The sequence below is a fragment of the Mesorhizobium sp. B4-1-3 genome (assembly GCF_006439355.1).
Taxonomy (GTDB): domain Bacteria; phylum Pseudomonadota; class Alphaproteobacteria; order Rhizobiales; family Rhizobiaceae; genus Mesorhizobium.
On sequence record NZ_VFTG01000048.1, the window covers coordinates 1 to 25733 of the forward strand.

Annotated in this window: 25 protein-coding genes and 1 pseudogene; 19 read left to right on the forward strand and 7 right to left on the reverse strand. The window is 64.2% G+C overall.

What is annotated here, in order from left to right; genetic code table 11:
• Positions 1–211 precede the first annotated feature (211 nt).
• The 8 genes from FJW06_RS29450 (at position 212) to FJW06_RS29485 (ending at position 6582) form a co-directional block, all read left to right on the forward strand.
• Positions 212–604 carry a DUF559 domain-containing protein gene (locus FJW06_RS29450; RefSeq protein ID WP_140757120.1) on the forward strand — a complete coding sequence of 131 codons (393 nt, stop codon included), beginning with the start codon at positions 212–214 and terminating at the stop codon, positions 602–604.
• Entirely contained in the window at positions 601–996 is a 396-nt protein-coding gene (locus tag FJW06_RS29455) for a VOC family protein (RefSeq protein ID WP_140757122.1), read from the forward strand. Before FJW06_RS29450 ends, FJW06_RS29455 begins: the two co-directional genes overlap by 4 nt.
• 31 nt (positions 997–1027) lie before the next feature.
• Positions 1028–1519, forward strand: coding sequence for a GFA family protein (locus FJW06_RS29460; RefSeq protein WP_140757124.1), 492 nt, complete (start codon positions 1028–1030; stop codon positions 1517–1519).
• On the forward strand, positions 1516–1992 hold the full coding sequence (locus FJW06_RS29465) for a GFA family protein (RefSeq protein WP_140757126.1): 477 nt from the start codon (positions 1516–1518) through the stop codon (positions 1990–1992). The genes FJW06_RS29460 and FJW06_RS29465 overlap by 4 nt, the downstream gene beginning before the upstream one ends.
• The gene (gene pip / locus FJW06_RS29470) at positions 1989–2954 is read left to right on the forward strand and encodes a prolyl aminopeptidase (RefSeq protein ID WP_140757128.1); all 966 of its coding nucleotides are present in this window, start codon (positions 1989–1991) and stop codon (positions 2952–2954) included. Before FJW06_RS29465 ends, pip begins: the two co-directional genes overlap by 4 nt.
• 209 nt (positions 2955–3163) lie before the next feature.
• A complete protein-coding gene (gene cimA, locus FJW06_RS29475) occupies positions 3164–4780 on the forward strand; it encodes a citramalate synthase (protein ID WP_140757130.1) in 1617 nt (538 codons plus the stop codon).
• Positions 4781–4910: 130 nt separating this feature from the next.
• A complete protein-coding gene (rarD, locus tag FJW06_RS29480) occupies positions 4911–5840 on the forward strand; it encodes an EamA family transporter RarD (protein WP_140757132.1) in 930 nt (309 codons plus the stop codon).
• 55 nt (positions 5841–5895) lie between these two features.
• Positions 5896–6582 (forward strand): glutathione S-transferase, encoded by a 687-nt coding sequence (locus FJW06_RS29485; RefSeq protein ID WP_140757134.1) that lies wholly within the window; start codon positions 5896–5898, stop codon positions 6580–6582.
• A 4-nt stretch (positions 6583–6586) separates the two neighbouring features.
• On the opposite strand, the gene FJW06_RS29490 is transcribed toward FJW06_RS29485, so the two are convergent.
• Both FJW06_RS29490 and FJW06_RS29495 read right to left on the reverse strand, forming a co-directional pair.
• Complete coding sequence (locus FJW06_RS29490; protein ID WP_140757136.1) at positions 6587–7582, reverse strand: transporter; 996 nt, start codon at positions 7580–7582, stop codon at positions 6587–6589.
• A gap of 203 nt (positions 7583–7785) precedes the next feature.
• Positions 7786–10413 (reverse strand): EAL domain-containing protein, encoded by a 2628-nt coding sequence (locus FJW06_RS29495; protein WP_140757138.1) that lies wholly within the window; start codon positions 10411–10413, stop codon positions 7786–7788.
• Positions 10414–10719: 306 nt separating this feature from the next.
• Between FJW06_RS29495 and FJW06_RS29500 the strand changes: the two genes are divergently transcribed.
• The 5 genes from FJW06_RS29500 (at position 10720) to FJW06_RS30355 (ending at position 13651) form a co-directional block, all read left to right on the forward strand.
• Positions 10720–10941, forward strand: coding sequence for a DUF680 domain-containing protein (locus tag FJW06_RS29500; protein WP_140757140.1), 222 nt, complete (start codon positions 10720–10722; stop codon positions 10939–10941).
• Positions 10942–11185: 244 nt separating this feature from the next.
• The gene (locus FJW06_RS29505; RefSeq protein WP_140757142.1) at positions 11186–12157 is read left to right on the forward strand and encodes an MBL fold metallo-hydrolase; all 972 of its coding nucleotides are present in this window, start codon (positions 11186–11188) and stop codon (positions 12155–12157) included.
• A 36-nt stretch (positions 12158–12193) separates the two neighbouring features.
• Complete coding sequence (locus FJW06_RS29510) at positions 12194–12655, forward strand: tetratricopeptide repeat protein (RefSeq protein WP_140757144.1); 462 nt, start codon at positions 12194–12196, stop codon at positions 12653–12655.
• 238 nt (positions 12656–12893) lie between these two features.
• Positions 12894–13376: a DoxX family protein gene (locus FJW06_RS29515; protein WP_140757146.1), complete on the forward strand. Its 483-nt coding sequence runs from the start codon at positions 12894–12896 to the stop codon at positions 13374–13376.
• A gap of 116 nt (positions 13377–13492) precedes the next feature.
• On the forward strand, positions 13493–13651 hold the full coding sequence (locus FJW06_RS30355; protein ID WP_181178658.1) for a hypothetical protein: 159 nt from the start codon (positions 13493–13495) through the stop codon (positions 13649–13651).
• Here the strand turns inward: FJW06_RS30355 and FJW06_RS29520 are convergent.
• Both FJW06_RS29520 and FJW06_RS29525 read right to left on the reverse strand, forming a co-directional pair.
• Positions 13648–15288, reverse strand: a complete 1641-nt coding sequence (locus FJW06_RS29520) for an ABC transporter substrate-binding protein (RefSeq protein ID WP_140757148.1) — start codon at positions 15286–15288, stop codon at positions 13648–13650. The genes FJW06_RS30355 and FJW06_RS29520 overlap by 4 nt on opposite strands.
• Positions 15289–15318: 30 nt before the next feature.
• Complete coding sequence (locus tag FJW06_RS29525; protein WP_140757150.1) at positions 15319–16347, reverse strand: 2OG-Fe(II) oxygenase family protein; 1029 nt, start codon at positions 16345–16347, stop codon at positions 15319–15321.
• A 448-nt stretch (positions 16348–16795) separates the two neighbouring features.
• On the opposite strand from FJW06_RS29525, the gene FJW06_RS29530 reads away from it, so the two are divergent.
• Both FJW06_RS29530 and FJW06_RS29535 read left to right on the forward strand, forming a co-directional pair.
• Positions 16796–18211: an FAD-binding oxidoreductase gene (locus FJW06_RS29530; RefSeq protein WP_140757152.1), complete on the forward strand. Its 1416-nt coding sequence runs from the start codon at positions 16796–16798 to the stop codon at positions 18209–18211.
• A 191-nt stretch (positions 18212–18402) separates the two neighbouring features.
• Positions 18403–18612, forward strand: a pseudogene (locus tag FJW06_RS29535) (efflux RND transporter permease subunit); the annotation flags it as partial.
• 6 nt (positions 18613–18618) lie between these two features.
• Here the strand turns inward: FJW06_RS29535 and FJW06_RS29540 are convergent.
• Together FJW06_RS29540 and FJW06_RS29545 are read right to left on the reverse strand one after the other, a co-directional pair.
• Positions 18619–19389 carry a pyrroline-5-carboxylate reductase gene (locus tag FJW06_RS29540; RefSeq protein WP_140757154.1) on the reverse strand — a complete coding sequence of 257 codons (771 nt, stop codon included), beginning with the start codon at positions 19387–19389 and terminating at the stop codon, positions 18619–18621.
• A gap of 135 nt (positions 19390–19524) precedes the next feature.
• The gene (locus tag FJW06_RS29545) at positions 19525–19815 is read right to left on the reverse strand and encodes a muconolactone Delta-isomerase family protein (protein ID WP_140757156.1); all 291 of its coding nucleotides are present in this window, start codon (positions 19813–19815) and stop codon (positions 19525–19527) included.
• Between the two features lie 112 nt (positions 19816–19927).
• On the opposite strand from FJW06_RS29545, the gene FJW06_RS29550 reads away from it, so the two are divergent.
• Positions 19928–20701: a LysR substrate-binding domain-containing protein gene (locus FJW06_RS29550; protein WP_246674934.1), complete on the forward strand. Its 774-nt coding sequence runs from the start codon at positions 19928–19930 to the stop codon at positions 20699–20701.
• A gap of 167 nt (positions 20702–20868) precedes the next feature.
• Here FJW06_RS29550 and FJW06_RS29555 read toward each other — a convergent pair whose 3' ends face one another.
• Complete coding sequence (locus tag FJW06_RS29555; RefSeq protein WP_140757158.1) at positions 20869–21480, reverse strand: TIGR00730 family Rossman fold protein; 612 nt, start codon at positions 21478–21480, stop codon at positions 20869–20871.
• A gap of 120 nt (positions 21481–21600) precedes the next feature.
• Between FJW06_RS29555 and FJW06_RS29560 the strand changes: the two genes are divergently transcribed.
• The 3 genes from FJW06_RS29560 to FJW06_RS29570 all read left to right on the forward strand — a co-directional run bounded on the left by FJW06_RS29560 (position 21601) and on the right by FJW06_RS29570 (position 25647).
• A complete protein-coding gene (locus FJW06_RS29560) occupies positions 21601–23169 on the forward strand; it encodes a LysM peptidoglycan-binding domain-containing protein (protein ID WP_140757160.1) in 1569 nt (522 codons plus the stop codon).
• 265 nt (positions 23170–23434) lie between these two features.
• Complete coding sequence (locus tag FJW06_RS29565; protein ID WP_140757162.1) at positions 23435–23764, forward strand: metalloregulator ArsR/SmtB family transcription factor; 330 nt, start codon at positions 23435–23437, stop codon at positions 23762–23764.
• Entirely contained in the window at positions 23764–25647 is a 1884-nt protein-coding gene (locus tag FJW06_RS29570) for an ABC transporter ATP-binding protein/permease (RefSeq protein ID WP_140757164.1), read from the forward strand. Before FJW06_RS29565 ends, FJW06_RS29570 begins: the two co-directional genes overlap by 1 nt.
• The last annotated feature ends 86 nt before the right edge of the window (positions 25648–25733 follow it).

Sequence of the window (25733 nt, forward strand, 5' to 3'; positions counted from 1 at the left end):
CTTCGAGAAAGCCTCTCAAGAATCCTTCTTTTGCTGCCTGGCAATAGACATTCGACTTATCTGCGATTCCCCTACCCTCGTGGGCGGAGATCGGACGTCGCGTCGGCTTTCGCCAATCACCGACATTGAAGGCCGGGCGCCGTCGCCGAAGCTGCTAATCTCCCCCCTAGAAGGGGAGATGTCCGGCAGGACAGAGGGGGGGCGCCTCGCGATGACCCATCATCTTGTGCCCGCCGCCAATCGCGGCAATGCGCGCAAGATGCGCAAGCAAATGACAGATGCCGAATTGAAGTTATGGAATGAGATCCACGCGCATAGGCTTATGGGCCTGTCATTTCGACGCCAAATGCCCGTCGCGGGCTACATAGTTGACTTCGCCTGTCCCGCCAGCAAGCTGATTGTTGAACTGGATGGCTCTCAGCATGCTTCGCCCGAGGTTGCTGCGGCTGATGCGGTGCGTGACGCAAAGCTCGAAGCTCTAGGCTGGACCATCCTGCGCTTCTGGAACGACGACGTGATCCGCGATATCGACAATGTCTACCAGCACATCGTCATCGTGGCCGGCCTGGCCGCCGCGCCACCCACGGAGGAGCTCGTCATATGATCGATCATCTCGGCATCATCGTTTCCGATTTCGACGCTTCGAAGGCTTTCTACGACAAGGCGATGGCGCCGCTGGGCGCTTCGCTGCTCTACATGGTGCCTGAGCAATATACCGGCGGCGCCAAGGTCGGCGGCTATGGTCGCGACCGGCCGGTGTTCTGGCTGAGCGACAGCACGGACAAGCCGAAATCCACCCAGCATGTCGCCTTTACCGCCCGCAGCCGCGCCGAGGTCGATGCCTTCCACGCGGCTGCACTTGCCGCCGGCGGCAGGGACAATGGCGCGCCGGGCCTGCGTCCGCACTATCATCCCAACTATTACGGCGCCTTCGTCTTCGATCCCGACGGCAACAATGTCGAAGCGGTCTGCCATGACCCAGAAGTAAACCCATGACCCGGAGTAAGCCGATGACCAGGAGTGAGCGATGAGCCTCGACAACCGGCCGGTCTATACAGGCGGCTGCCAGTGCGGCGCCGTGCGCTTCCGCGTCGAAGGCGCGCTGGGCGACGCCTCGGTCTGCCATTGCCGCATGTGCCAGAAGGCGAGTGGCAATTTCTATCTGCCGCTGGTGTCGGTGCGCGGCGCCACGCTCGACTGGACGCGCGGCGAGCCGAAACGCTTCCGCTCGTCCAATGCCGCCTGGCGCGGCTTCTGCGCCGAATGTGGCACGCCGCTGACCTTCGAGGCGCCGGATGGCGTGGCGCTGGCGATCGCCGCCTTCGATGATCCGACCGGCATCGCGCCCATCATCCAGTGGGGCATCGAAGCAAAACTTCCCTATGTCGACGGCATCGCGAAGCTGCCGTCCGAGGAGACGATGGGCGATGTCTCGTCGGCGCCGTATCTCGCCGAGCTCGTCTCCTATCAGCATCCCGATCACGACACCGACCAATGGCCGCCGGAGGAAAAACCATGACCGATCAAGTTCGAACCGGCGGCTGCCAATGCGGCGCCGTGCGCTTCCGCGTGCACGGCAAGCTCGGGCGCCCGTCCATCTGCCATTGCCGCATGTGCCAGAAACAGTTCGGCAATTTCTTCGGTGCGCTGGTGACGGTGCCGAAGGACGGCGTCGAATGGACCCGTGAGGAGCCGAGCTATTTCCAGTCCTCGGTCAACATCGACCGCGGCTTCTGCGCCCGCTGCGGCACGCCGCTGACCTATCGCCAGCCCGGCGCTCTGGAGATTGCCATCGGCGCCTTCGACGACCGCTCCGATCTCGCGCCGCAGATCCAGGTGAACTACGCGGTGCGGCTGCCCTGGGTAGAGAAGATCTTCGAGGCGCCGATCCTCGATGACCCGGACTTCTATCGGCGGCAGGAGCAGATCATCTCCTTCCAGCACCCCGACCACGAGACGGCCAACTGGCCGCAGCAGGGCTTGAAACTATGACGATCCAAGGCAATTCCTTGCGCACGCTCTATGCCGAGATCGAGCCGTTCGAGTCGGGCATGCTCGATGTCGGCGACGGCCACACCGTCTACTGGGAACGCTGCGGCACCAGGGGCGCCAAACCGGCCGTGTTCCTGCATGGCGGCCCGGGCGGCACCATCTCGCCGAAACACCGACGGCTGTTCGACCCGGAGCTCTACGACGTCCTGCTGTTCGACCAGCGCGGTTGCGGCAAGTCGACGCCCAATGCTTCGCTCGAGGCCAACACCACCTGGCACCTCGTCGCCGACATCGAGCGGCTGCGCGAGATGGCGGGCTTCGACAAATGGCTTGTCTTCGGCGGCTCCTGGGGCTCGACGCTGGCGCTCGCCTATGCCGAGACGCATCCGGAGCGCGTCAGCGAGCTCATCGTGCGCGGCATCTATACGCTCACCCGCGCCGAGCTCGAATGGTATTACCAGTTCGGCGTCTCCGAGATGTTTCCCGACAAATGGGAGCGCTTCCTGGCGCCGATCCCCGAAGCCGAGCGCGGCGACATGATGGCCGCGTACCGCAAGCGGCTGGTCGGCTCCGACCGCAAGGCACAGGTCGAGGCCGCCCGCGCCTGGAGCATCTGGGAGGGCGAGACGATCACGCTGCTTCCCGAGCCCGAGACCAGCGACCCGTTCGCCCAGGACGACTATGCCATCGCCTTCGCGCGCATCGAGAACCACTATTTCGTCCATGCCGGCTGGCTGGAGGAGGGGCAGCTTTTGCGCGATGCCTGGAAGCTGAAGGACATCCCCGGCACCATCGTCCACGGCCGCTACGACATGCCGTGCCCGGCGAAATATGCCTGGGCGCTGCACAAGGCTTGGCCGAAGGCGGATTTCCACCTCATCGAAGGGGCAGGGCATGCCTATTCCGAGCCGGGGATTCTGGATCGGCTGATCCGGGCGACGGATAAGTTTGCAGGGAAATAGTCATGCAGCTTCGTGCTCTGCGGCGCCCCCCTCTGGCCTGCCGGCCATCTCCCCCACAAGGGGGGAGATCAGCAGCTTCGGCCACACCGTTTCTCCTGCAGCGCTGGAGATTGGCGAAAGCCGAAGTGCCGTCTAATCCCCCCAAGCGGGGGAGATGTCCGGCAGGACAGAGGGGGGCGCGAAGGAACGCGACCTTTCAAGCTATAGCCATGAAAAAACAAAGACTGTTCCTCTTCGACACCACCCTTCGCGACGGCCAGCAGACGCCGGGCATCGACTTTTCCGTCGAGGACAAGATCGCGATCGCAAAACTGCTCGACGCGTTCGGCATCGATTATATCGAGGGCGGCTACCCCGGGGCGAACCCGACCGACACCGCCTTCTTCCAGAAGAAGCGGACGGAGAGCGCGAAATTCGTCGCCTTCGGCATGACCAAGCGGGCGGGAGTCTCGGCTTCCAACGATCCGGGGCTGGCGGCGCTGGTGCAGTCGAAGTCGGACGCCATCTGCTTCGTCGCCAAGAGCTGGGACTATCATGTCCGCGTCGCGCTCGGCTGCACGAACGAAGAGAACCTGGAGTCCATCAAGGCCTCGGTCGAGACGGCGGTTACCGCCGGCAAGGAAGCAATGGTCGACTGCGAGCATTTCTTCGACGGCTTCAAGGCCAATCCCGACTACGCGCTGGCCTGCGCCAAGACCGCTTACGATGCCGGCGCGCGCTGGGTGGTGCTGTGCGACACCAATGGCGGCACGCAGCCCTCGGAAGTGCGCGCCATCATCGAGAAGGTGATCGCCGGCGGCATTCCCGGTGACCATCTTGGCATCCACGCGCATGACGACACTGGACAGGCGGTGGCGAATTCCCTTGCCGCGGTCGAGGCCGGCGTGCGCCAGATCCAGGGTACGCTGAACGGCATCGGCGAGCGCTGCGGCAACGCCAACCTCATCACCATCATCCCGACGCTAGCGCTGAAGCCGGTCTTCGCCGATCGCTTCGAAACCGGCATTTCTGCCGAGGATCTGACGGGGATATCCAGGCTTTCCCGCGCCTTCGACGAACTGCTCAACCGCGCGCCGGAGGCGCAGGCCCCCTATGTCGGCTCCTCCGCCTTCGCCACCAAGGCCGGTATTCATGCCTCGGCTCTGGCCAAGGAGCCGGCGACCTATGAGCATGTGCCGCCGGAAGCCGTCGGCAACCGCCGCCGCGTCATGGTCTCCGACCAGGGCGGCAAGGCCAATTTCCTCGCCGAGCTGAAGCGGCGCGGCATCGACGTGCCCAAGGACGATCACCGACTCGATGCGCTGATCGCCGTCGTCAAGGGGCGCGAGGCCGAGGGCTATGCCTATGAAGGCGCCGACGCCTCGTTCGAGCTGCTTGCCCGAAAAATGCTGCACGGCCTGCCGGAGTTCTTCAACGTCACCTCCTTCCGCTGCATGGTCGAGCGCCGCTTCGACGCCAACGGCAACCTGAAGACCGTCTCCGAGGCGATCGTGAAGGTCGAGGTCGACAGCGAGGAGAAGATGTCGGTGGCCGAGGGGCACGGCCCGGTCAACGCGCTCGACATCGCGCTGCGCAAGGACCTCGGCAAGTACCAGAGCGAGATCGTCGACCTCGAACTGGCCGACTTCAAGGTGCGTATCCTCAATGGCGGCACCGAGGCCATCACCCGCGTCCTGGTCGAATCGCACGATTCCACCGGCGCCCGCTGGTGGACGGTCGGCGTGTCGGAAAACATCATTGATGCCTCCTTCCAGGCGCTGATGGATTCGATCGTCTACAAGCTGATGAAGAACCGTGAGATGGCGGGACTGGTGGCGGCGGAGTAGGGCTCCTTTCCTCGCCCCACTTTGTGGGGCGAGGACTTGCGCAGCCCGCTTGAACCATCACCAAAACTCCGTTGATCCATCATAATTTTGTGATGGTCTTGGGCGCTCCGCTGGGCCATAGCGTTAGGCCATGGTCACTGCTACAGCCGATCTCGATCAGGATGCCAAGGCTCGCCGCGGGTTCCTCCTGGCGCTTGGCGCCTATTTCCTTTGGGGGCTCTTACCCTTCTACATGAAGGCGGTGGCGCATCTGCCGCTTGCCGAAGTGATTGCCAACCGCGTCGTGTGGTCGGTGCCAATCGCGGCGGCGGTGCTCATCTGGGCCGGCCGCACCGCCGACTTCAAGGCGGCGATCCGCTCGCCGAACAGCCTTGCGATGGCAGCGCTGACGGCAGTGCTGATCTCGATCAACTGGGGCATCTATGTCTGGGCGATCGCGGTCGACCGCACCGTCGAGACCGCGCTTGGCTACTATATCAACCCGCTGGTCAGCGTCGTCGTCGGCGCCGTGCTGCTCGGCGAGCGGCTCGACAGGCTGCAGATCGCCGCGGTGGCGCTCGCCACGGTCGCGGTGACGGTGCTCACAGTCGAGGCCGGCAAATTGCCGTGGGTGTCGCTGGCGCTCGCCTTCTCCTTTGCCGCCTACGGCTTCTTCCGCAAGACGCTGCCGATCGGCCCGAGCCAAGGTTTTCTGCTCGAGGTGCTTTTGCTCTCGGTGCCGGCGCTCGGCTACATCGTCTACCTGATCGCCACGGGCCAGGATCACTTTATCTCCAGCACCGGGGCCGACACCGCATTGCTGATCGGCTGCGGTCCCGTCACCGCAGTACCACTGCTGCTCTTTGCCTTCGGCGCCAGGCTGCTGCGCCTGTCCACCATCGGCATCATGCAATATATCGCGCCGACCATGGTGTTCCTGATCGCCGTGTTGATCTTCGACGAACCGTTCGGCACCACGCAGGCCATCGCCTTCGCGCTGATCTGGACGGCGCTGGCGATGTATAGCTGGTCGATGTTCAGGGGCCGCGAGGTCCGTCAGCCGGAGCCCGCAACAAGATAGGCAAGTGCGCAACGGTTTTCCGTCTGAAATTGCGGTGACCGGACAAGGGGCTCTGATGTACGTTCTGCATATCGGCAACAAGAACTATTCGTCCTGGTCGCTGCGGCCATGGCTGCTGATGCGCGTCCTCGACATTCCCTTCGAGGAGCGGCTGACGCCGTTCCCGAGCGGATCGAGTTTCGACCTCTACCGACAATTCTCGCCTAACGGCCGGGTGCCCTGCCTTGTCGACGACGGCTGGGCGGTCTGGGATTCGCTCTCGATCGTGGAATACCTGGCCGAACGCCACCAGGGCGTCTGGCCGGCGGGGGCCAAGGCGCGCGCCTGGGCGCGCTCGGCCGCCGCCGAGATGCATTCGAGCTTCACCGCGATGCGCGATGACTGCCCGATGTGCTGCGGCGTCCGCGTCGAGCCATTGCCGATGTCCGGCGCGCTGAAGCACGACATCTTCCGCATGGGAGACTTGTGGAACGACGGCCTTGCGCGTTTCGGCGGGCCGTTCCTGGCCGGCGACCGTTTTGGTGCCGTCGATGCCTTCTTCGCCCCCATCGCATTCAGGGCGCAGTCCTATGGCCTGACTTTCGAAGGCGAAGCGGCTAACTATCCGCGGCGGCTGCTCGATCTGTCGGCCATGCGCGAATGGTACGCGGCCGGACTTGCCGAGACGTGGCGCGAACCCGGCCACGAAGCCGAAGTCCAGGCCGCCGGCGCGATCGTCGAAGATTTGCGGGCAACCGCCTGACGCGCTACACGCGCCCCAGTCGTCGCACGACCATATAGATGATGCCGGCGATGACGACCGAGATCGCCGTCACCACCCAGAATCCGAACGGCGTGCCGACCAGCGGCAATCCGCCGACATTCATGCCGAACAGGCCGGAGATGATGGTCATCGGCAACAGCACCGCCGTCATGACGGAGAGGATATAGAGCAACTGGTTCGACTGTTCGGTCAGCTTGGCCATCAGCTCGTCCTGCAACAGGCGCGTGCGCGCTTGCAACTGCTCGCCGTCGTGATGCAGCGTGTGCGCCCGGTGCGAAAGCCGAGTCGCCATGTCGTTGATAGGATCGGGCAGTTCGTTGCGATGCGAATGGTCTAGGTGGCGGAACAGGCCGGTGAGTGTCGCCATTTGCCGGTGGATCAGCACCAGCTGCCGGCGCGCGTCGACCAGCGCCTGGCGCTCATTGTGCCATGCATCGCAAACGATGCGGTCCTCGATGCCGTCGAGCGTGTCGCCCATCTTGTCGAGCTCGGCCGCCATGCCGTCGAGCGACTGGTCCATCACCGCTTCGATCAGCTCGGCCGGCGTGCGGAATTTTCGCGTGCCGCTCTCCACCAGCTTGCGGATCTTGTCAACCGATTCCAGCGGCTGCTTGCGGGCGCCGACCAGCATCCGGTCGTTGAAGGCGAAGCGGAAATGGGTAAGCCCGCGCGCCTCGGCGAAATCGTGCCTGAGGTCGGGCAGGTCGCCATAGAGGAAGTCGTCCTCGAAATCGATCTGGCAGCCATGGCTGGGCGACAGGAAGGCGTCGCGCACCGGCGCCGGCAGGGCCTGGTCGGCGCCGATCTCCTGGCGGGCGCGCATGTCGGTGATCTGGTAGCTGCGCCAGCTCCAATGCGCCTCGGCGGGATCCGTGGTGCGGGAACCGTCGGCCTTGAAATGATAGGTGAAGAACAGCCCATGCTCGTCCGGCAAATAGGGCGAGAGATCGGTGCCTTCGGCGGGGAGGGCGATGTTCATGGCGGCTTCGCCGGGTCTTGATGCGGTCGGGGTCGCGGGGGGCGGCCACTGCGAACCTACCATGGCGCGTGCCGCCTGGTGTGACAGTTCGGTGACTATGTTTAAAGCTCTCGCTCCGACAGAGCTGTCCTGTCATTTGCTGGCTTGCTGAACGGCTTGCGCGGCCGGCGGCGGTGCGGTCAAACGCAGCTCCTTTCGACCGGCTATGCCGTGGCCAGCCATTCGCGCGACATCGCAAAGGTCCTGAAGGATTTTGCGTCCATCGGGCGGCCAAATGCGTAGCCTTGCAGGATATCGCAGCCAAGCTCTTTCAGGATGCGCGCATGTTCCATCGTCTCGACGCCTTCAGCCACGACCCCGATGCCGAGCGATTTGCCGATCTCGATGATTGACGACACCAGCCGCCGCTGCGCCGCCGAGCCGGTTATCGGCGTGACGAGCTGCCGGTCAATCTTGAGACGGCGCGGTTGCAGTTTGAGCAGGCTGACGACGGATGCATGGCCGGTGCCGAAATCGTCGATCTCGATGTCGATCCCGAGTTCCTTGATGTGCTCGATGTTCCAAGCGACAAGCTCGTCGTTCTCGTCCAGGAAAATAGACTCGACGAGCTCGAAGGAGACGGTTCCCTCCTTGATCGCCAGCTTGCGCAGGCCGTTGATCAGGTCTTTGTCCTCCAGCCTTCGTGCTGAGACGTTGACGGAAAAACGCGGGATGTTGAGGCCATCGAGCGACCAGCGCCGGAAATTCTCGAGCGTTTGCTCGAGGATCGTGCGGTCGATCAGCGAGACCACATTCAATTCTTCCGCCACCTTGAGGAAGATGTCGGGGGCGAGGATGCCGCGCCGTGGGTGGCGCCAGCGCGACAGTGCCTCGACGCCGACGATCTCGAGGGTCTTGGCATCGAACTGTGGTTGGTAGTAGGCGATGAATTCGTTGCGCTCCAGCCCGCCGAGGATCTCGTCCGCCGTCTGCTTGGTCCTGACGATCTCGCTCTGCAGTTCCTCATTGAAGAACTCATAACGGTTGCGACCGCGGCTCTTGGCTCGATAGAGGGCGAGATCGGCGTTGACCAGCAACTGCTTCGCATCGACGCCGCCGAGAGCCGCAATCCCGATGCTAACCCCGAACCGGCATTGGTGGCCTTTATAATCGACGGGCTGGCGCATTTCCTCGATGATACGGTCCGCTAGCGCGGCGAGATCATTGTCACCGCGCCCCTGGCACACCACAACGAACTCGTCCCCGCCGATGCGCGCCACGAAGTCGTCTGCTCGGACGTTGGCTTTGATGACCTTCGAGGCATGCATGAGCATGGCGTCGCCTGCCGCATGTCCGAGCGTGTCGTTGATGTGCTTGAAGCGGTCGAGGTCGAGATGCAGCAACGCAGTGCGATCCTCGGGCGAATTGGCCAGCATCTCGTCGAGGTAACGGCGATTGGGCAGGCCGGTAAGCGAATCGTGCAGCGCAACATGCTCGATGCGCGCCTTGGCGGTCTCGAGTTCGGCATTCTTCGATTCCGACAATTGTCGTTCACGCACCAGATTCTCGTTGAGCAGAACGTCGCTGGTCACGTCCCATTCGGCGCCGATCATCTTCGGCGTGCCGTCGCTGTCTTGGAAGTAGCTTGCACGCGCGCGCACATGGCGGACGGTGCCGTCTGGGCGAAGCAGTCGATACTGGGAGGAGTAGGGACCTTTTGCAGCCACGGCAACGTCGAACTCGCGCTGAGCCCGCGCGACATCCTCGGGGTGGAGCGCCTGTGCCCAGTCGTCATAGCCGCGCGGCTTTCCGTCGGCAGGCTTGCTGTAGATCTCATTGACGCGATCGTCCCACAGCAGTTCGTCGGTGACGAGGTCTTGCTCCCACACGCCGATGCCCGAAGCCTCCAGCGCCAGCTCCAGCCTCCCGGACAGGCGTCTCAATTGGGCATAGTTTTTCTGCCTTTCACCGAACAGCCGTCCAGCCAGCAGGATGGGCAGCACTACCAGCGCAGCGGCGAGCCCCATGAGCGCCTGCAAGACCCGCTCGTTCTTCGGCACGGTCGGCCAACCGCCCTTGGGGATTGCCGATATTTGCCACGAACCGAATGGCAGTTGCACTTCCGCCGTCACCGGATTGTTCTTGACGATGTCGGCGCCACCGAAGAAGCGCTGACCGCCACCGCCAAGCGCATCCTTTCCGATAAGCGCCACATCTATGTCGAGATCGGGGTCGGTGAGGCCGCTTGCGGCGTAGAGCCGGTCGATATCGATTGCCGCCGAGACAAGGCCCCAGAAGCGATCGCCGCCGCCTGCTGTCGGCACGAAAACAGGGATCCGACCGATGAAAGCGCGCCCGCCCTGCCTGAGGTCGACGGGACCGGCAAGCACCGATATGCGCTGGTCGCGCGCCCTAAGCGCCGCCATGCGTTGCGACTCGTTCTCGCGGTAGTCGAGCCCGATCGCCTTCTCGTTGCCCTCCATCGGATACATCAGCGAAAGGACGAGATCGGGCGCGCCGCCAACATTGCGCAACTGCGATTTCTGCTTGAAGAGATTGGCAGCCAGGGAGGCAAATCTCTGCTGGCCCATATAAGGCTCGGTGACGATGGCTGAGACGAGGCCCTGAACCAGCTGGAGATTGCCGTTGATGTTTCCTTCCAGCTTGGCGCGGATGACATTGACCTTGTAGAGGACGTCGGCGCGCGCGAGTTGATCGGAAACCCTTTTGTTCTGCTGGTCGACGAACATCGCGCAGATCAAGAGCACGACGAAAGCAATCGCCGCCGGCACGTTGGCGGAAGAGAAGACGGCCTGCCTGACACGGCCGATGTTGAAAGTTGTCGCGGTCAATTCAACCCGAATAGCTTTGCTGGACGACGCTCCGTCGCTCGGAGTTAAAGGAAAGTGCTTAAATTAGAACTTCCATGCCCGTCCCAAGTTGCGCCATTTTGCGCCCTGAATGCTTGCTTGAAACGACAAAATCGAGCCATGATTAATGCCGGCTGACTGGGCCGTTCATCCAGCAAAAATCGCGATCTTCGTTGCCTCCGAAAATTTCTTCGCATCCTGGGAATAAAGCCCGGGCCTTCCGGGTCTTGGCTGTAGCGAGGCCATCCTCCCAAGGCACGCATCAACCAACCCGGAAGGACCATGCACATGAACAAGATCGCCCTCACCGCAGTCGTCATCCTCGTTGCCACCGGCAGCGCCTTTGCCGGCAGCGACCACTTCCCGTGGACGAATGGCGGCCAGCAGGCCGCGACCGTCGACACTACCGCCACTGCTTCCATCATGAAGCTGGACATGGACCGCCACGACGTGAAGCCGGCGGCCAAGATCGCTGCGGATGAGCCCGGCCAAGGCATCTGGGGTCGCTGAGCCGGCGGGACCGAAGGTCCTCGCCCAAGGAGTTCAGCAGTCGAAGGCCTGGATTCCGGCAGGGAAGGCACGCCCTCGCCGTAACCGAGCCAGAGACGCTGATCTTCTCGGCGCCGGCCGGTCTTCAGTCGGATCGGCCGGCTCCGGTTTCCGCAGCCGGCGGAGGGCAGCACCGGGCCCTCCGCCATTTTCTCTCGCATCGCCTGAACTGCAGCCACTCATAGCCATGAAGAGGAGATTTCTGATGTTCAACATGACACGCCGCATGGTGCTCGGATCCGCCGCCGCCGCTGCCGCCTTCGGCATTGCCGGCAAGCTGGAATTCGCGCCCGCGGCCTACGCCGAAACCCCGGTCGAGCCGCTTATCGGCTTCCATAAATACAAGGTCGGCTCGCTCGAGGTTACCGCCGTCTATGACGGCATTTGGCGCAAGCCCCACGACCCGGCCTTCATCAAGGACGTGTCGGTCGACGACACCAAGGCAGCGCTCGCCAAGGCAGGGCTGACCACCGAGTTCATGCCGATCCCGTTGACCGTCGTGGTGCTTCAGATGAACGGCCGCACCATCATGATGGATGCCGGTTCCGGCGTCGGCCAGTGGCAGGCCAACGCCACGCACCTGCCGGCCAACATGAAGGCTGCCGGCATCGACTACAAGGCAATCGACACAATCATGATTTCGCATTTCCATCCGGATCATGTCTGGGGCCTGATGGAGAAGGGCACCAGCAATCCGGTGTTCCCGAATGCCGAGCTGATCGTCAACGCCACCGAGTACAATTGGTGGACGGACCCGAGCCGCCTAGCCAAGCTGCCCGAGGGCCGCAAGCCGGCGGGCAAGCGCATCGCCGAGAACTTCCCGAAATGGAAGAACTGGAAGCTGGTCGACGACGGCGCGGAGGTCGCGCCCGGCATCCGCCTCATGGCGGCGCCCGGCCACACGCCTGGACATTCCGTCTACCATGTCGACGCCGGCTCCGAGCAGTTCCTCGTCTCGGCCGACACCATGTACGTCCCGGCGCTGCTTGCCCCGCATCCCGAATGGCAGGGCAGCTACGACCAGGACGGGCCGATGGCGATCACCACGCGCCACCGGATTATCGACCAGGTGATCGCCGACAATGTCCGCATCTGCGGCTCGCACTTCCCGTTCCCCGGCACAGGCAGCTTCGTCAAGGACGGCAACGCCTACGCCTTCACCCCAACCCAGATCTGATCTCACTCGGATACTGAGCAGAAAGCGACAACATCCATGAAACACGCACTTTTCGCGGTGCTCGGCGCCATTGCGGCCCTGACCGCGGCCCCGATCGCCATCGCCGTTCCGGCCTATGCGGTGGATGACATCGAAGGCGCCGACGCGCCGGACCTGACGGCCGTGAAGGCCAAGATCGAGGCCAAGGACTACAAGGGCGCGCTGGCCGACCTGCGCGACCTCGCGCAGGACACCCAGCAGGCCGATGTCTACAATTTGCTCGGCTTCACGCTGCGCAAGACCGGCGACTACCAGACTTCACTCACCTACTACACCAAGGCGCTGGAGCTTCAGCCAGACCACAAGGCGGCGCATGAATATCTGGGCGAGCTCTATGTCGAGACCGGCGACATGGCCAAGGCGAACGAGCAACTCGCCTCGCTGCAAAAACTCTGCCCGTCGGGCTGCGAGGAGCTTTCCGACCTCAAGCAGGCGATCGATACGAAGGTGACGAAGTGAGGCGTCTGTTTTCTCTCCCCACAACGTGGGGAGAGGGTGGCCGCGAAGCGGCCGGAGAGGGGCATGGCGCTGACCTTGCCCCCACGAGTACCGACTTTTGGGCGCCACGGCGGTAGCGCCCGAAAACCGGAGCCGGCGTTCCTCTCCCTCGCGCCGGCTCCGACCTTTGCACCTTAAGCGCGCAGCGCGCGTCCATGGGGGCGCGTGGCGGCCCTGTTTTCAAGGATTGGAGCCGACGATGACAACGACCGAACTAGCCGAAAAGCTTCATGCCAAGGACGTGGTCCTGCTTGCCGGCCGCCTGCTTTTATCGCTGATCTTCGTGCATGAGGGTCTGCAGCTGGCGACGCATTTCGAGGGCGCCGAGAAGGCGATGGCGGCGCTCGGCGTCGGCACGCCGCTGCTTTTGGCCACCATCGCGCTGCAGCTTGGCGCCGGCCTTTCGGTGGCTCTCGGCATCCTGGCCCGGCTGGGCGCGATCGGGCTCGGCTTGTTCTGCCTGATGACGGCAAGCCTCTTCCACACCAATTTCGCCAGCCAGAACGAATTGCTACATTTCGAAAAGGACCTGGCGATCGCCGGCGGCATGTTCATCCTGGCGCTCGCCGGTTCCGGCAGGCTGTCGGTGGACAGGGTGCTGGCCGGTCTCGTCAAGGACACCAAGATCGATCCGCCCATCGAGCAGCATCTGTCGGTGGGGGAGACGAGCCTGCCGGTTTGAGGCGGAGTCCGCCAACACGCTCGTGATCCCGCCATCACTGCGCCTCAGCCAAATTCATCTGACAAATCGGATGATGATGGACAGGCTCGGCTTGGTGAGGGAACACCGACCGGTTGTTGGCAAACCAAAATGGGCCGGACAAGTGGCGGCACCAGACCTCGTCGGTGACGGATGAGATAACCAACGGTTTCGGCCGCGAGATTCTCGGCGGGCTGTTTCCGCCCGGCGCTACACTGCTCGGCGAGGACCGGCGCCGCCTGACCAAGGCTGTCTAGGCAGCCAACCACACCTCGGTGAAATCCAGCTCATAGGTCGGATGGGCATGGCGGTTCATCACCTGCTTGGCCGAGTGGCAGTAGAGCTTCATCCAGTAGGGCTGGATGATCACGCCGGAGCGCTGCAGGATCGTCTCGACATCCTTCATCACCGCCTTGCGCTTCTCGACATCTGCGGTCTTCAGCGCCTCGTCGAGCTTGGCGTCGAATTCCGTCGAGGCGAAGCCGCTCTCGTTCCACGCCTCGCCCGAGCGGTAGGCGAGCGCCAGCACCTGGACGCCCAGCGGCCGCATCGCCCAATTGGTGGTCGAATAGGGGAACTTCGCCCAGCCGTTCCAATAGGTCGAGGCCGGCAGCACGGTGCGCTTCACCTTGAAGCCCGCCTCGCGCAGCTGCGAGGCGATCGCGTCGGCGGTGTTCTTGCGGTAGTCATCGTCGATCGAGAACAGCTCGTGCTCGTAGCCCATCTGGCCGGCCTCGCTCATCAGGCGTCTGGCTTCGTCGAGATCACGCTTGATCGGCGGCAGTTCGGCATATTCGGGATGGATGCGGCAGACATGATGGTTCTCCGCCACCTCGCCGGCGCCGGCGAGGCCGAGCTTCAGCACCACCGAATTGTCGACCGCGAGTTGCAGCGCGCGTCGCACGCGCTCGTCGGTGTAGGGCGCGGTTGCCGCATTGGCGCGGGCAACCACGGTCGAGGCCGACAGGATCTCGCTCTTGGTCAGGCCCATGCCGTCGAACACCGCAATGAAGTCGCCATTGCTGTCGAGATTGGTGTGGACTTCGCCAGCCTCGAAAGCGCTGACCAGCGCGTTCGGATCGACGCCGTAGTCGATGATCTCGATGCCGTCGAGCAACGCCTCGCCGCCCCACCACTTGCCGTTCGATCGGCGCTTGAACACCGCGCGCTGGCCGACATCGAGCGACACCAGCTCAAAGGCGCCGGTGCCGACCGGATGCTTGGCGAGATCCCCGCCATTGGCGTCGAAATCGCGGTGCACGAGCAGCGCCGGATAGTCTGCGAGGTTGGGGATCACCGTTACGTCCGGCGCCGAAAGGTTGAGCACGACAGTATGGTCGTCGACCTTCTCGATCGCGCCGGCGCGCAGCTTGCCGCTGTCGCCCTCGGTCAGGCCGGCAAAACGCCGCGCCATGGAATTGCCGGCGGCCGCGGTATCGCACCAGCGGGTGAAGTTGAAGATCACGTCGTCGGCGCTGAAGGCATCGCCATTGCTCCAGGTTGCGTCCTTGCGCAGATGGAGCGTGTAACGTGTGGCGTCGTCATTGACCTCCCAGTGCTCGGCAAGCATCGGCTTGAAGGTGAAGGTTTCGGTGTAGCGCACCAGCGGCTCGAGGAACTGCCGGCCGATATTGCCGAGGTCGGAGGAATCGAAGGTGCGCGGATCCTTCAGTCCCGGCACCAGCATCGCCACCTTCAGCACGCCGCCGCGCTTCGGCTCGTCGGCCCGCGCCTCGGCCGGCGCGGCGAGGCCCGCCATGGCGTAGGCCGCCGCAGTGGAGGCGCCGAGCGCGGTGGCCACGGCCAGGAATTCGCGTCGATCGATCCTGCCTTGTCTCGCCGCGGCCTCCCATCCGCCAAGGATGGAAGGCAGCTTGCGCGTCTCGGTGCTCATTGGTCGTTCCCCCCTGTTGGTTGATGACGCTCAGGCGGCCGCCGGCCGTCTCGGCTTTCGCAGGTTCTTGACGCCGGCCATCTCGACGAAGTTGGTCGCCGACTCCCAGAGATAGTCGCCATAGAGAAAGGGCGCGAAGTCGCTGGCGCCCTTGATCGGCAGCGGCGCGATCTCGGCGTCGACACGCGGCTCGTAGAAGAACGGGATGGAGTAGCGCGCCGTCTTCGGCGCGATCACGCGGTGGCGCGTCGCCTGCACCACGCCGCCCGTCCAGCGTTCCAGCAGCTGCCCGAAATTCACCGCCAGCGTGCCGTCGGCGGGCGGCACGTCGATCCACTCGCCGGCATGGTTCCTGGCCTGCAGCCCTTCGACGCCGTCCTGCGCCAACAGCGTCACGAAGCCGGAATCGGCATGCTCGCGGCCGATGATCAGCCGGCGCTCGCCCTTGTGCATGACCGAATATTCGGGCTTCGACAGGTCGACCGCGCCGTCCTCGCTGCGCAGCGGATAGCGGATCAACCTGAGCGTCGAGATGCCGCCCTGGAAATAGCCGTCGAAAATGTCGTCCGCGAGCCCGAGGCTGCGCGCGATCGAGGCCATCAGCGCCGCGCCGACCTTTTCCATCGAGCGATAGTAATGCGCCGCCGCCGCTTTCCATCCCGGAACATCGCTTTCGGCCGGCAGCGGCGTGCGTTCGAGCAGCGGATCGTCGGCTGCGAACTCGGCATCGGCATGGGCGATGTCGGGCCCCATGTCGATGCCTTCCTTGTAGGACACTGCGGCCGGCTGCAGCGGGAACCAGCCGCGATAATAGTTCGATTTCGACGGGTCGAAATTCCAGCGCAGCAGCTTCTCTTTCTCCGCATCGCGCAACTCGAAAATCCTCAGGAGCTCGCCGCGCCGCTCGCGCGTCAGAAGCTCCGCGCCCGGAAAACCGCGCGCGGTCATGAAACCGATGCCGGAGGCAGCAGTGAAGATCTGGCGGTCGGCCTCCTCGCGGGCAGGCGAGGGGGGGCCGAACAGCGGCGCGATGTTGATGGCGGGGATGGTCTCACTCATCTCATGATCCTTGCGATGCTTGGGAACCGGCATGCCGCAACAGAATCCGTCAACACGCGCGGACGCGCTACGAGGCGCTGGCCTTGCTCACTGTCGGTAAGGATTTCTGGATTTGCTGGCATCGCGGGTCCGTTTCGTTCCGACGCTTTGCCGGTCGGAGAAAGCGGCTCGAACCCGGTGCCATGGTGAAAAGAAACGTCCAACAGGCGCTCGGCTTTGTCAAGCGCCGGCAGGCGGTTGACAGATGTCCTGGCCTGAACGACAGTCATGCTACCCCATGGCACAGGGCTTTCAAGGAAACGAGCCGCAATTCGACAGGTCGCAGCGCGGCCAGCGGAGAAGCGAGATGCTCGACGAAAGCCGGACCTTCCAGACCAAGCGTGATCTTCGCGGACGCTCATCGGCATGTGTTCGTTTCGCTGCGAAGCAACGTTAGGCGAGATGATCCATGTCCATCTCCGGGAAAAACGACATCGACTGGCAGGCGTTCGCCAGGGCGATCGACGGCATCGAGACCTTCGACACGCCGTCGATCGTGAAGAAGCGCTCGCGCGATTTCTTCTGGTACAGCCCGATCCTCAGCCGCGACCTGTCGTCCTGCTTCGGGGATCTCGTCGCAGCACCTGCCACGGTGGATGAACTGGCGCGCTGCCTGGCGGTCGCGGCCGAGTGGCGGGTGCCGGTCGTCATTCGCGGCGGCGGCACCGGCAATTACGGCCAGGCCGTGCCGATGGATGGCGGGTTGATCGTCGACATGACCGGCATCTCGCGCGTGCTGGAGATCGGCCCCGACGCCGTGCGCGCCGAAGCCGGCGCCCGCATCGGCGACATCAACGCAGCGCTCGCGCGCCATGGCCGCGAGCTGCCGATTGTACCCTCGACCGAAGCGATCGCCACCATAGGCGGCTTCATCGCCGGCGGCTCGGGCGGCATCGGCTCGATCCGCCACGGCATGCTTCGCGATGGCAGGAACATCCAGGCGATCGCGGCGCTGTCGATGGAGAAGGAGCCGAAACACCACGTCTTCACCGGCCCCGAAATCCTCGCCATCCATCATGCCTGGGGGCTGAACGGTGTCATCACCGAAGTGACGCTGGGCACCGTCGCATCGCCGCGCTGGCGCAACATCATCGCTTCCTTCGACACTTATCGGCAGGCTTTCGAAGCCGGCATCGCGCTCGGCAACGCGCGTGCGCTGAACCTCAAGCTTCTGACCTCGGTGGACGGCCGCATCGCCGCCTCGATCGCCAAGCTCGGGGACCTCGCAAAGCGCCGGCGCAACCTCGCCATCGTCATCGTGGCCGAGGCGGATGCAGCAGCGGTTCGCGATGTGCTGCGCAAGCATGGCGGCACGGTCGACATCGATCTCGACGGTGAAGGCATCGCGGCTTCCGGCCTGCCGGCGTTGTCCGAATTTTCCTATAACCACACCACGCTGCAGGTGCTGAAGCAGGACCGCACGGTGACCAATCTGCAGGTCACGTTCCCTGCGCCGCTCGACAGCGGCCTGATCGAGCCGCTGCAAAAGGCCTTCGGCGACGAAGTGCTGATGCATCACGAATTCGCGTTGCTCAACGACAGGCTGGTGGCCTTCGACCTGCCGATCGTGCGCTACACCACCGACTTGCGCCTGGCGGAAATCACTGCCGTCTACGAGGCGCATGGCCTGGGCACCTCGAGCCCGCATGTGCCCTGTGTCGAGGGCGGCAGCATGAAGCCCGATTTCAAGCATCTGGCCTGGAAGAAGCGGCTAGACCCGGATGGGCTGCTCAATTCGGCGAAATCGCGTTTTTGGAACGAGGTGAGGGACTTGTCCGCAGAAGAGATCGAGGCCTTGCCTAAGCGGCGCAAGCAGGAAGCGTAGGCCTATCGCTGGTACCCAAGCACCCTCCTTCACCGATAGTCGACAGGCAAAAATCGCTGGGAAACCATATGCTTTTTTCCTTGTTATTTCGTCGATTTTTGACGCCTAACCCACTAAATTTCTTACAGAATTTAATGTGTGCCGGAATTGCGCGCCTAAATTCACGCGCCTATGCTCCGGGCACGATCTTGCGGCCGATCATGATGACGACTCTCGGCGCGCTGCCGCTAGCGCTCGAAACCGGCACGGGCGCGGAACCGCGCCAGCCGCTCGGCGCGGCGATCGTCGGCGGCCTCATCGTCTCGCAATTGCTGACGCTCTACACCACGCCGGTCGTCTATCTCTATCTCGACCGGCTCAGCGTCCGCAGGCCGTCACCGCGGCTCGCTCCGGCGGAGTGATCCCGATCATTCGCCGGTAATGCGCCGGTGCACGCGCTCAAGACTCTCCGCGAAGGCGTCGAAGGTTCCGCGCTCGGTCAGCTCGCGCAACACCTGCTCGTTGATGCCGCCGCGCGTCGCATAGTCCTGCGCAAGATGCATGAAATCTTCGTCCGGCGCCGTGTCCGGAGCATTGGCCAGCGCCTTGAAGATGCTGGTGATGTAGTCGCGGGCCTTGTCGCCCGGAACGCCCTGGCCGCGCGTCCAGGCGTGGATCGTGTCGAGATATTTGAAATAGCTGGCATAGGTCGCGGTGACGACGCTGAGCGCGTCGAACTCGCTCTGGTCCTCGACCTCGATCGCCCCGCCCAGTCTGCCGAAGAACGCCGCCACGACCGGGTCCGGCGGACAGATGAGCGTCGCGCCCTGCAGGCGGGCGATCATCGGCATCGGCAGCGCCTTGCCGACATGCGTCGCCGGCGCCACGAGGCCGGCGATCTCCTCGCGCGAGATCGTCGCGATCAGGCTGACGACGTGATGGTCCTTGCGGAACCGCAGCTCCTTCAGCACCTCGCGCGCGATCTGCGGCCGCACCGCCAGCATCACCGTGTCGCACTGGTCGAGCACGGCCTGGTTGTCGGCGGCGATGCGCACATCCGCAAAGCGCTGGGCAAGCGCCGCGGCGATCGCCTCGTTGCGCGGCGAGACCACCACTGGCGTCGTCTCGCCCGGCAGCGATTTCAGCCCGGTGACGATGGCCGAGCTCAGCGTGCCCGTGCCGACAAAGCCAAGTTTCATGGATATTCCGCCCCTGCTTCGGATTGCCATCGACAATAGCGACGGCTTCTTCTTCGGCAAGAGGAGCGGGGCCGCGATTACGGCCCCGAGGTGATGAGGCTGCCGGGCGGGGCGACAGCCTCGCTTGAGGCTTGTTCAGTGCTTTGGCCCGAACCCCGGGTAAGGGTTGAGCGGCACGATCGCCGCGATATCCATCATGCCGGCTTCGATCAGCGGCAGCGTGGCGAGGTGGGCGCGCACTTCGGCGTCGTCGGCCGCCTCGAACATGATGCCGGTGCCGGGAACGTCGCCGCGGTTCCAGATCTGGCGCACCGCACCTTGCACGTAGAGCGTCTTGCGCTGTTCGGACTCTGGCGGGAGCAGCGGCGCGAAATCGGCGTCGTTGAACCTCTGGGTGTTGCGGGTGAGCAGGGCAAAGAACTGCATGGCGGTCTCCTTGTGGCCGGTTGATGCCGGGAGATATCGCGCCGGCTGGTCAGATTGTCCAAGACTGAGTAGGCTAAGGTTCAGACCTTGAAGGACTGAGATTTGAGCGAAGATGCTCGACCTGCGCCAGATCAGATATTTCGTCGCCGTGGCCGAGGCCGGCCATGTCGGCCGCGCCGCCGAGCAGTTGCACATTTCGCAATCGCCGCTGAGCCGCCAGATCATCCAACTGGAGGAGCAACTCGGCGTCGCCTTGTTCGAGCGCGCGAAGCAGCGCGTCCACCTCAACGCCGAGGGCAGGGCCTTTCTTGCCGAAGCGCGAGCGCTGCTTGCCAATGCGGCGCGGTTGGAAGAGCTCGGCCGCGGCCTCGCCAGCGGCGCCGCCGGCAGCCTCGCCATCGGCTATGTCGAAGGCGCTGTGCATTCCGGGCTTGTCGCCGCGATGCTGAGGGGTTTCCGCCGCGCGCGGCCGGATTTTCATCTGCAGTTGCGTAGCCGGCGGACGGCGGCGCAGTTCGAGGATTTGAAAGAGCGCGTGCTCGATCTCGGCTTCGTCTATTCGCCCGCGCCGGAGGGCGATCCCGATCTTGAAAGCATGCTGGTGCGGCGCGAGCCGCTGGTGCTCGCGATGCCGGAAGGCGATCCGCTGGCCGATGTCGCCGACATCGGCCCCGGCCAGCTCGACGGCCGCGTCTGGATCACCGTCGTGCGCCAGCCCGGCGACACCAACCGCGCGCAGTTCCTGGCGGCCTGCGTCGAATCCGGCTTCATGCCCGACATCGCCTACGAGACGAACGACCCGTTGACCTCGCTCGGCCTGGTCGCGCCGGCCTCGGCCTCGCCACTGTCCAGGAAAGCCTTAGAAGCGCGACACCGCCCGGCGTGATCGTCCGCGATCTGCCCTGGTTCAGGCGCAGCATATCGATCCATCTGGCATGGCGCAGGAATGATCGGCGGGCGGTGGTTGGGGATTTGAGGAGGAGGGCGGCAGTAGGCAGTAGGCAGTAGGCAGTAGGCAGTAGGGCTGTCTTCCTATTGGCTACTGCCTAATGTCTACATCTTGTCGATCACCGACTGCATTCCTTCCGTCGGTGCGTCGACCGAGGAGCCCGCCACCATGATCGCGGCGACAATGGCTTCCGGGTCGTCGACCACCAGCGGCTTGACCCTATGCGCGGTGTGGATGAAGCCTTCCTCGGACATATGCTCGATCAGTGCCAGCATCGGGTCCCAGAAACCTTTGATGTTGGCGAACACGATCGGCTTGCGGTGATGGCCGAGTTGCGCCCAGGTCATGATCTCGACGATCTCCTCGACCGTGCCGATGCCGCCGGGCAGCGCCACAAAGGCGTCGGATTTCTCGAACATGCTGTGCTTGCGCTCGTGCATGTTGTCGGTGATCAGCAATTCATCGAGCTTGTCGAGCGCGGTCTCGGTCGCCTCCCTGTTGATCAGGAAGCGCGGGATGATGCCGGTGACCTTGCCGCCGGCCTTGAGCGCGCCATCGGCGACGGCGCCCATGATGCCCTTGGTGCCGCCGCCATAGATCAGGCGCAACCCGGATTTGGCAAGCGAGCGGCCAAGCGTGTGGCCGGCCTTGATATAGGCCTCGTCGCGGCCCGGAGACGAGCCGCAATAGACGCAGACGGATCGAATCGTGTTCATGGCGATGATTGGTGATGGGGACGGTTGGCCGGGTCAAGTCCGCGGACGGGCTTTTTCTTGTGAGCATGGAGAAAACACGCTAGACCGGGCGTTAGGTGGCTAAGGGGGCAATACGGAATTATGGCTATCAATCCTTCAAAGGCGTTTTTGTTCGCGACGGGCGGCGTTATCGCCATCGCGGCGGTCGCCTACGGGTCGGGCGCGCTCGACCCTTACGTCAACGACCAGAAGCCGGCGCAGGTCGCGGCGCTGCCACAGACCGATGCCAAACCGGCCGGATCCTCAAGCACCAGCACAGAGGCGCGCGTGCCCCAGGCTCCGGCCAACACAATGGCCCCTGCAAACACGATGGCCCCTGCAAATACGATGGCTCCGGCGAACACGATGGCGCCGGCCAACACCATGGCGCCCGCCAATAAGATGGCGCCGGCCAGCAACGCGACGGCCCCAGCCACAACGACGCCCGCTCAGGTGCCTGCTGCCGCCGGGGGACCGACGCTGCCGACGTTCGATGTCGTGCGCGTCGAGGGCAATGGCTCGATCGTCGTCGCCGGCAGCGCCGCGCCCAACGCCAAGGTCGAGATCCTGAACGGCGGCACCGTGCTCGGCTCGACCGATTCCGGTCCCGACGGCGCCTTCGCCATCGTGCTCGACGACCCGCTGAAGCCGGGTGACTATACGATCACGCTGCGCCAGACGGTCGGTGGCACAACCATCGCGTCGGCCCAGACCGCCGTCGTCTCGGTGCCGCAGAGCCCGACGGGCCAGGTGCTGGCCATGGTCGAGGAGCCCGGCAAGGCCTCGCAGTTGATCACGGTTCCCGAGGCCGAGACCAAGCCGGCGGCGCCGGCTGCGACCGATCAGGCTGCGGCGCCTGCGACCCAGGCTCCGGCTACGACCGCGCAGGCTGCGTCCGGCACGGCCTCGGCGCCGGCCGCCACGGACCAGGCGACCGCACCGGCTGCGGCGGCTGCGGAGCCCAAGATTGCCGTCGAGGCGGTCGAGATCGACGGCAGCAAGATCTTCGTCGCCGGTACGGCCGACCCGGGCCGCAGGGTGCGCGCCTATGCCGATGCCATCCTGCTCGGCGACGCCAAGACCTCGCCCGACGGGCATTTCCTGATCGAAGCGACGCGCGACATTCCGGTCGGCAATTATACCATCCATGTCGATGGGCTGGACGATGACGGCGTCAAGGTCGTCGCTCGCGCCGCCGTGCCGTTCGAGCGCGAGCCCGGCGAGTCGATCGCCGCCGTCGCACCGAATGAAACAAAGACCGGCGAGGCCCAGCCGGCCAAGACCAAGCCTGCACAAGTGCGGGGCGCCGGGTCCCTGGCCACGGAAGCCAAGCCGCATGAAGCGGCCCAGCCCGCCGACACTCCGGCCAAGGTCGCCGAGACGACGCCGTCGGACGACGTTGCGGAGACGGTCGCGCCGAAGCTCGAACATGCCGACGGCACCGTCATCATCCGCCGCAACGACACGCTCTGGCGCATCTCGCGGAGGGTCTACGGCCATGGCGTGCGCTATTCGACCATCTACCTCGCCAACAAGGACCAGATCCGCGATCCCGACCGCATCTGGCCGGGCCAGGTGTTCAAGGTGCCGTCCAAGTCGAAGGAAGGCGAGGACGCCGACATGAAGGCCATTGGCGAGCAGATGACGACAGCGCCGACGAAGGCGGAGTAGGAAGATCAGCTGATCTCCCCCCTTGTGGGGGAGATGCTCGGCAGGGCAGAGGGGGGCGCTGTCCGGCCGGCCTGTCAGTTCAGTCCCTTTCGCAAATCGCGAACTTCCGCGGATTGGTCGACTCATAGTCAGAGGTCGCGTTCCTTCGCCCCCTCTGGCCTGCCGGCTATCTCCCCCACAAGGGGCCCACGAGGGGGGAGATTACCCTTTCTACCCATCCGCCTAGCTTGCCCCATTCCCGTTCATCGTCTATCGGCGATGGACGATGACCGAATCCTCCGAAATCTGCTGCAGCGACAGCCACGCCATGGCGCTCCGCCTGGCCGCGCTGTCGCACCCGGCGCGCATCGAGATCCTGAAGCGCCTCTCAGCCAGCTCCTGCTGCTCGTGCCGTGAGGTGGTCGACCATCTCGACCTTGCCCAGTCGACCGTCTCACAACATCTGAAGGTGCTGGTCGAGGCGGGGCTGGTCCGTTTCGAGGTCGATCGGCGGCGCTCGCGCTATGCCGTCGATCATGTCGCGCTTGCAGGCCTCTCCGCCTCGCTCACCCGACTCGCCAGCTCCTGCTGCCCCCCACCCAAAAGGCAAGACTAGTGGCCGAAAAGACCGTATCCGCCGAAGCCGGCACCCTCACCACGCTGCGCAATCTCTGGCCCTATATGTGGCCGGCCGAGCGAGCCGATCTCAGGGCCCGGGTCACCTGGGCGACGCTGCTGCTGGTCGTTGCCAAGGTCACCCTGGTCGCCGGTCCGTATTTCTTCAAATGGGCGACCGATGCGCTGGCCCACGCCGCCAAGACGCCGCCACCGCTGCCCGCCTTCCTGCTCGCGCCGGTCATGCTGGTCATCGCCTACAATGTGCTGCGGCTGGTGCAACTCGGCTTCAACCAGTTGCGCGATGCGCTGTTTGCCCGCGTCGGCCAGTATGCGGTGCGTCAGCTTGCCTACCGCACTTTCGTCCACATGCACGAGCTGTCGCTGCGCTTCCATCTCGAGCGTCGCACCGGTGGCCTGTCGCGCATCATAGAGCGCGGCACCAAGGGCATCGAGACGATCGTTCGCTTCATAATGCTGAACACCGCGCCGACCATCCTCGAATTCGCGTTGACCGCCGGCATCTTCGCCTTCACCTATGGCTGGAAATACGTCGCGGTGGTCGCCGTCACCGTCTCGCTCTATGTCTGGTTCACGGTCAGAGCCAGCGACTGGCGCATCTCGATCCGCCGCGACATGAACGACAGCGACACCGACGCCAACACCAAGGCGATCGACTCGCTCTTGAACTTCGAGACGGTCAAATATTTCACCAACGAGCGCATGGAGGCCGAGCGCTTCGACCGCTCGATGGCGCGCTACGAGATCGCCGCGACCAAGACCTGGACCTCGCTCGGCTGGCTGAATTTCGGCCAAGGCCTCATCTTCGGCCTGGGCACCGTCATCGTCATGTGCATGTCGGCGCTCGAAGTGCAGGCCGGCACGCAGAGCGTCGGCGATTTCGTCTTCATCAACGCCATGCTGATCCAGCTTTCGGTGCCGCTCAATTTCATCGGCTTCATCTACCGCGAAATCCGGCAAGGCCTGACCGATATCGAGCACATGTTCGATCTGCTCGACGTGCCGCAGGAGATCGTCGACAAACCCGACGCCAAGCCGTTGCAGGTCGGCTCCGGCAAGGTCGAGTTCCGCGACGTGCATTTCTCCTACGACCCGAACCGCAAGATCCTGAAAGGCGTCTCCTTCGAGGTGCCGGCCGGCAAGACGGTGGCGATCGTCGGCCCGTCGGGCGCCGGCAAGTCGACGATCTCCCGGCTGCTATTCCGCTTCTACGACGTGCAGGGCGGCCAGGTGCTGATCGACGGCCAGGACATCCGTGACGTTACGCAGGAAAGCCTGCGCGCCGTGCTCGGCATGGTGCCGCAGGACACGGTGCTCTTCAACGACACCATCGCCTACAACATCCGCTACGGCCGCGTCGGCGCCAGCGAGGAGGAGGTGCGCAAGGCGGCCGAGCTCGCCCAGATCGGTCCGTTCATCGACAAGCTGCCAGAAGGTTACCGCTCGATGGTCGGTGAGCGTGGGCTGAAGCTTTCCGGCGGCGAGAAGCAGCGCGTGGCGATTGCCCGCACCATCCTCAAGGCGCCGCCGATTCTGATGCTCGACGAAGCCACCTCGGCGCTGGACACCCAGACCGAGCAGGAGATCCAGGCCGCGCTCGACCTCGTCAGCAAGGGCCGCACCACCATCGTCATTGCACACCGTCTCTCAACGGTGATCTCGGCCGATGAGATCATCGTCTTGAAGGACGGCCAGATCGCCGAGCGCGGCACGCATGCCGCGCTTCTCGCCAAGCACGGCCTCTACGCCTCGATGTGGGACCGCCAGCGCGAAGCGACCGAAGCCGAGGAGCGCCTGCGCATCGCCCGCGAGAGCGACGAGCTGGGGGTGGTTGTGCGCAGGAGGACGTCGGAGGTTGGCTAATCTCCCCCACAAGGGCAGGGCTATCGCATATGAGTAAAGAGCTCATAGAAGAAGTCTCTGCTCCAGTTGGCTCTTCGCATTTTGCT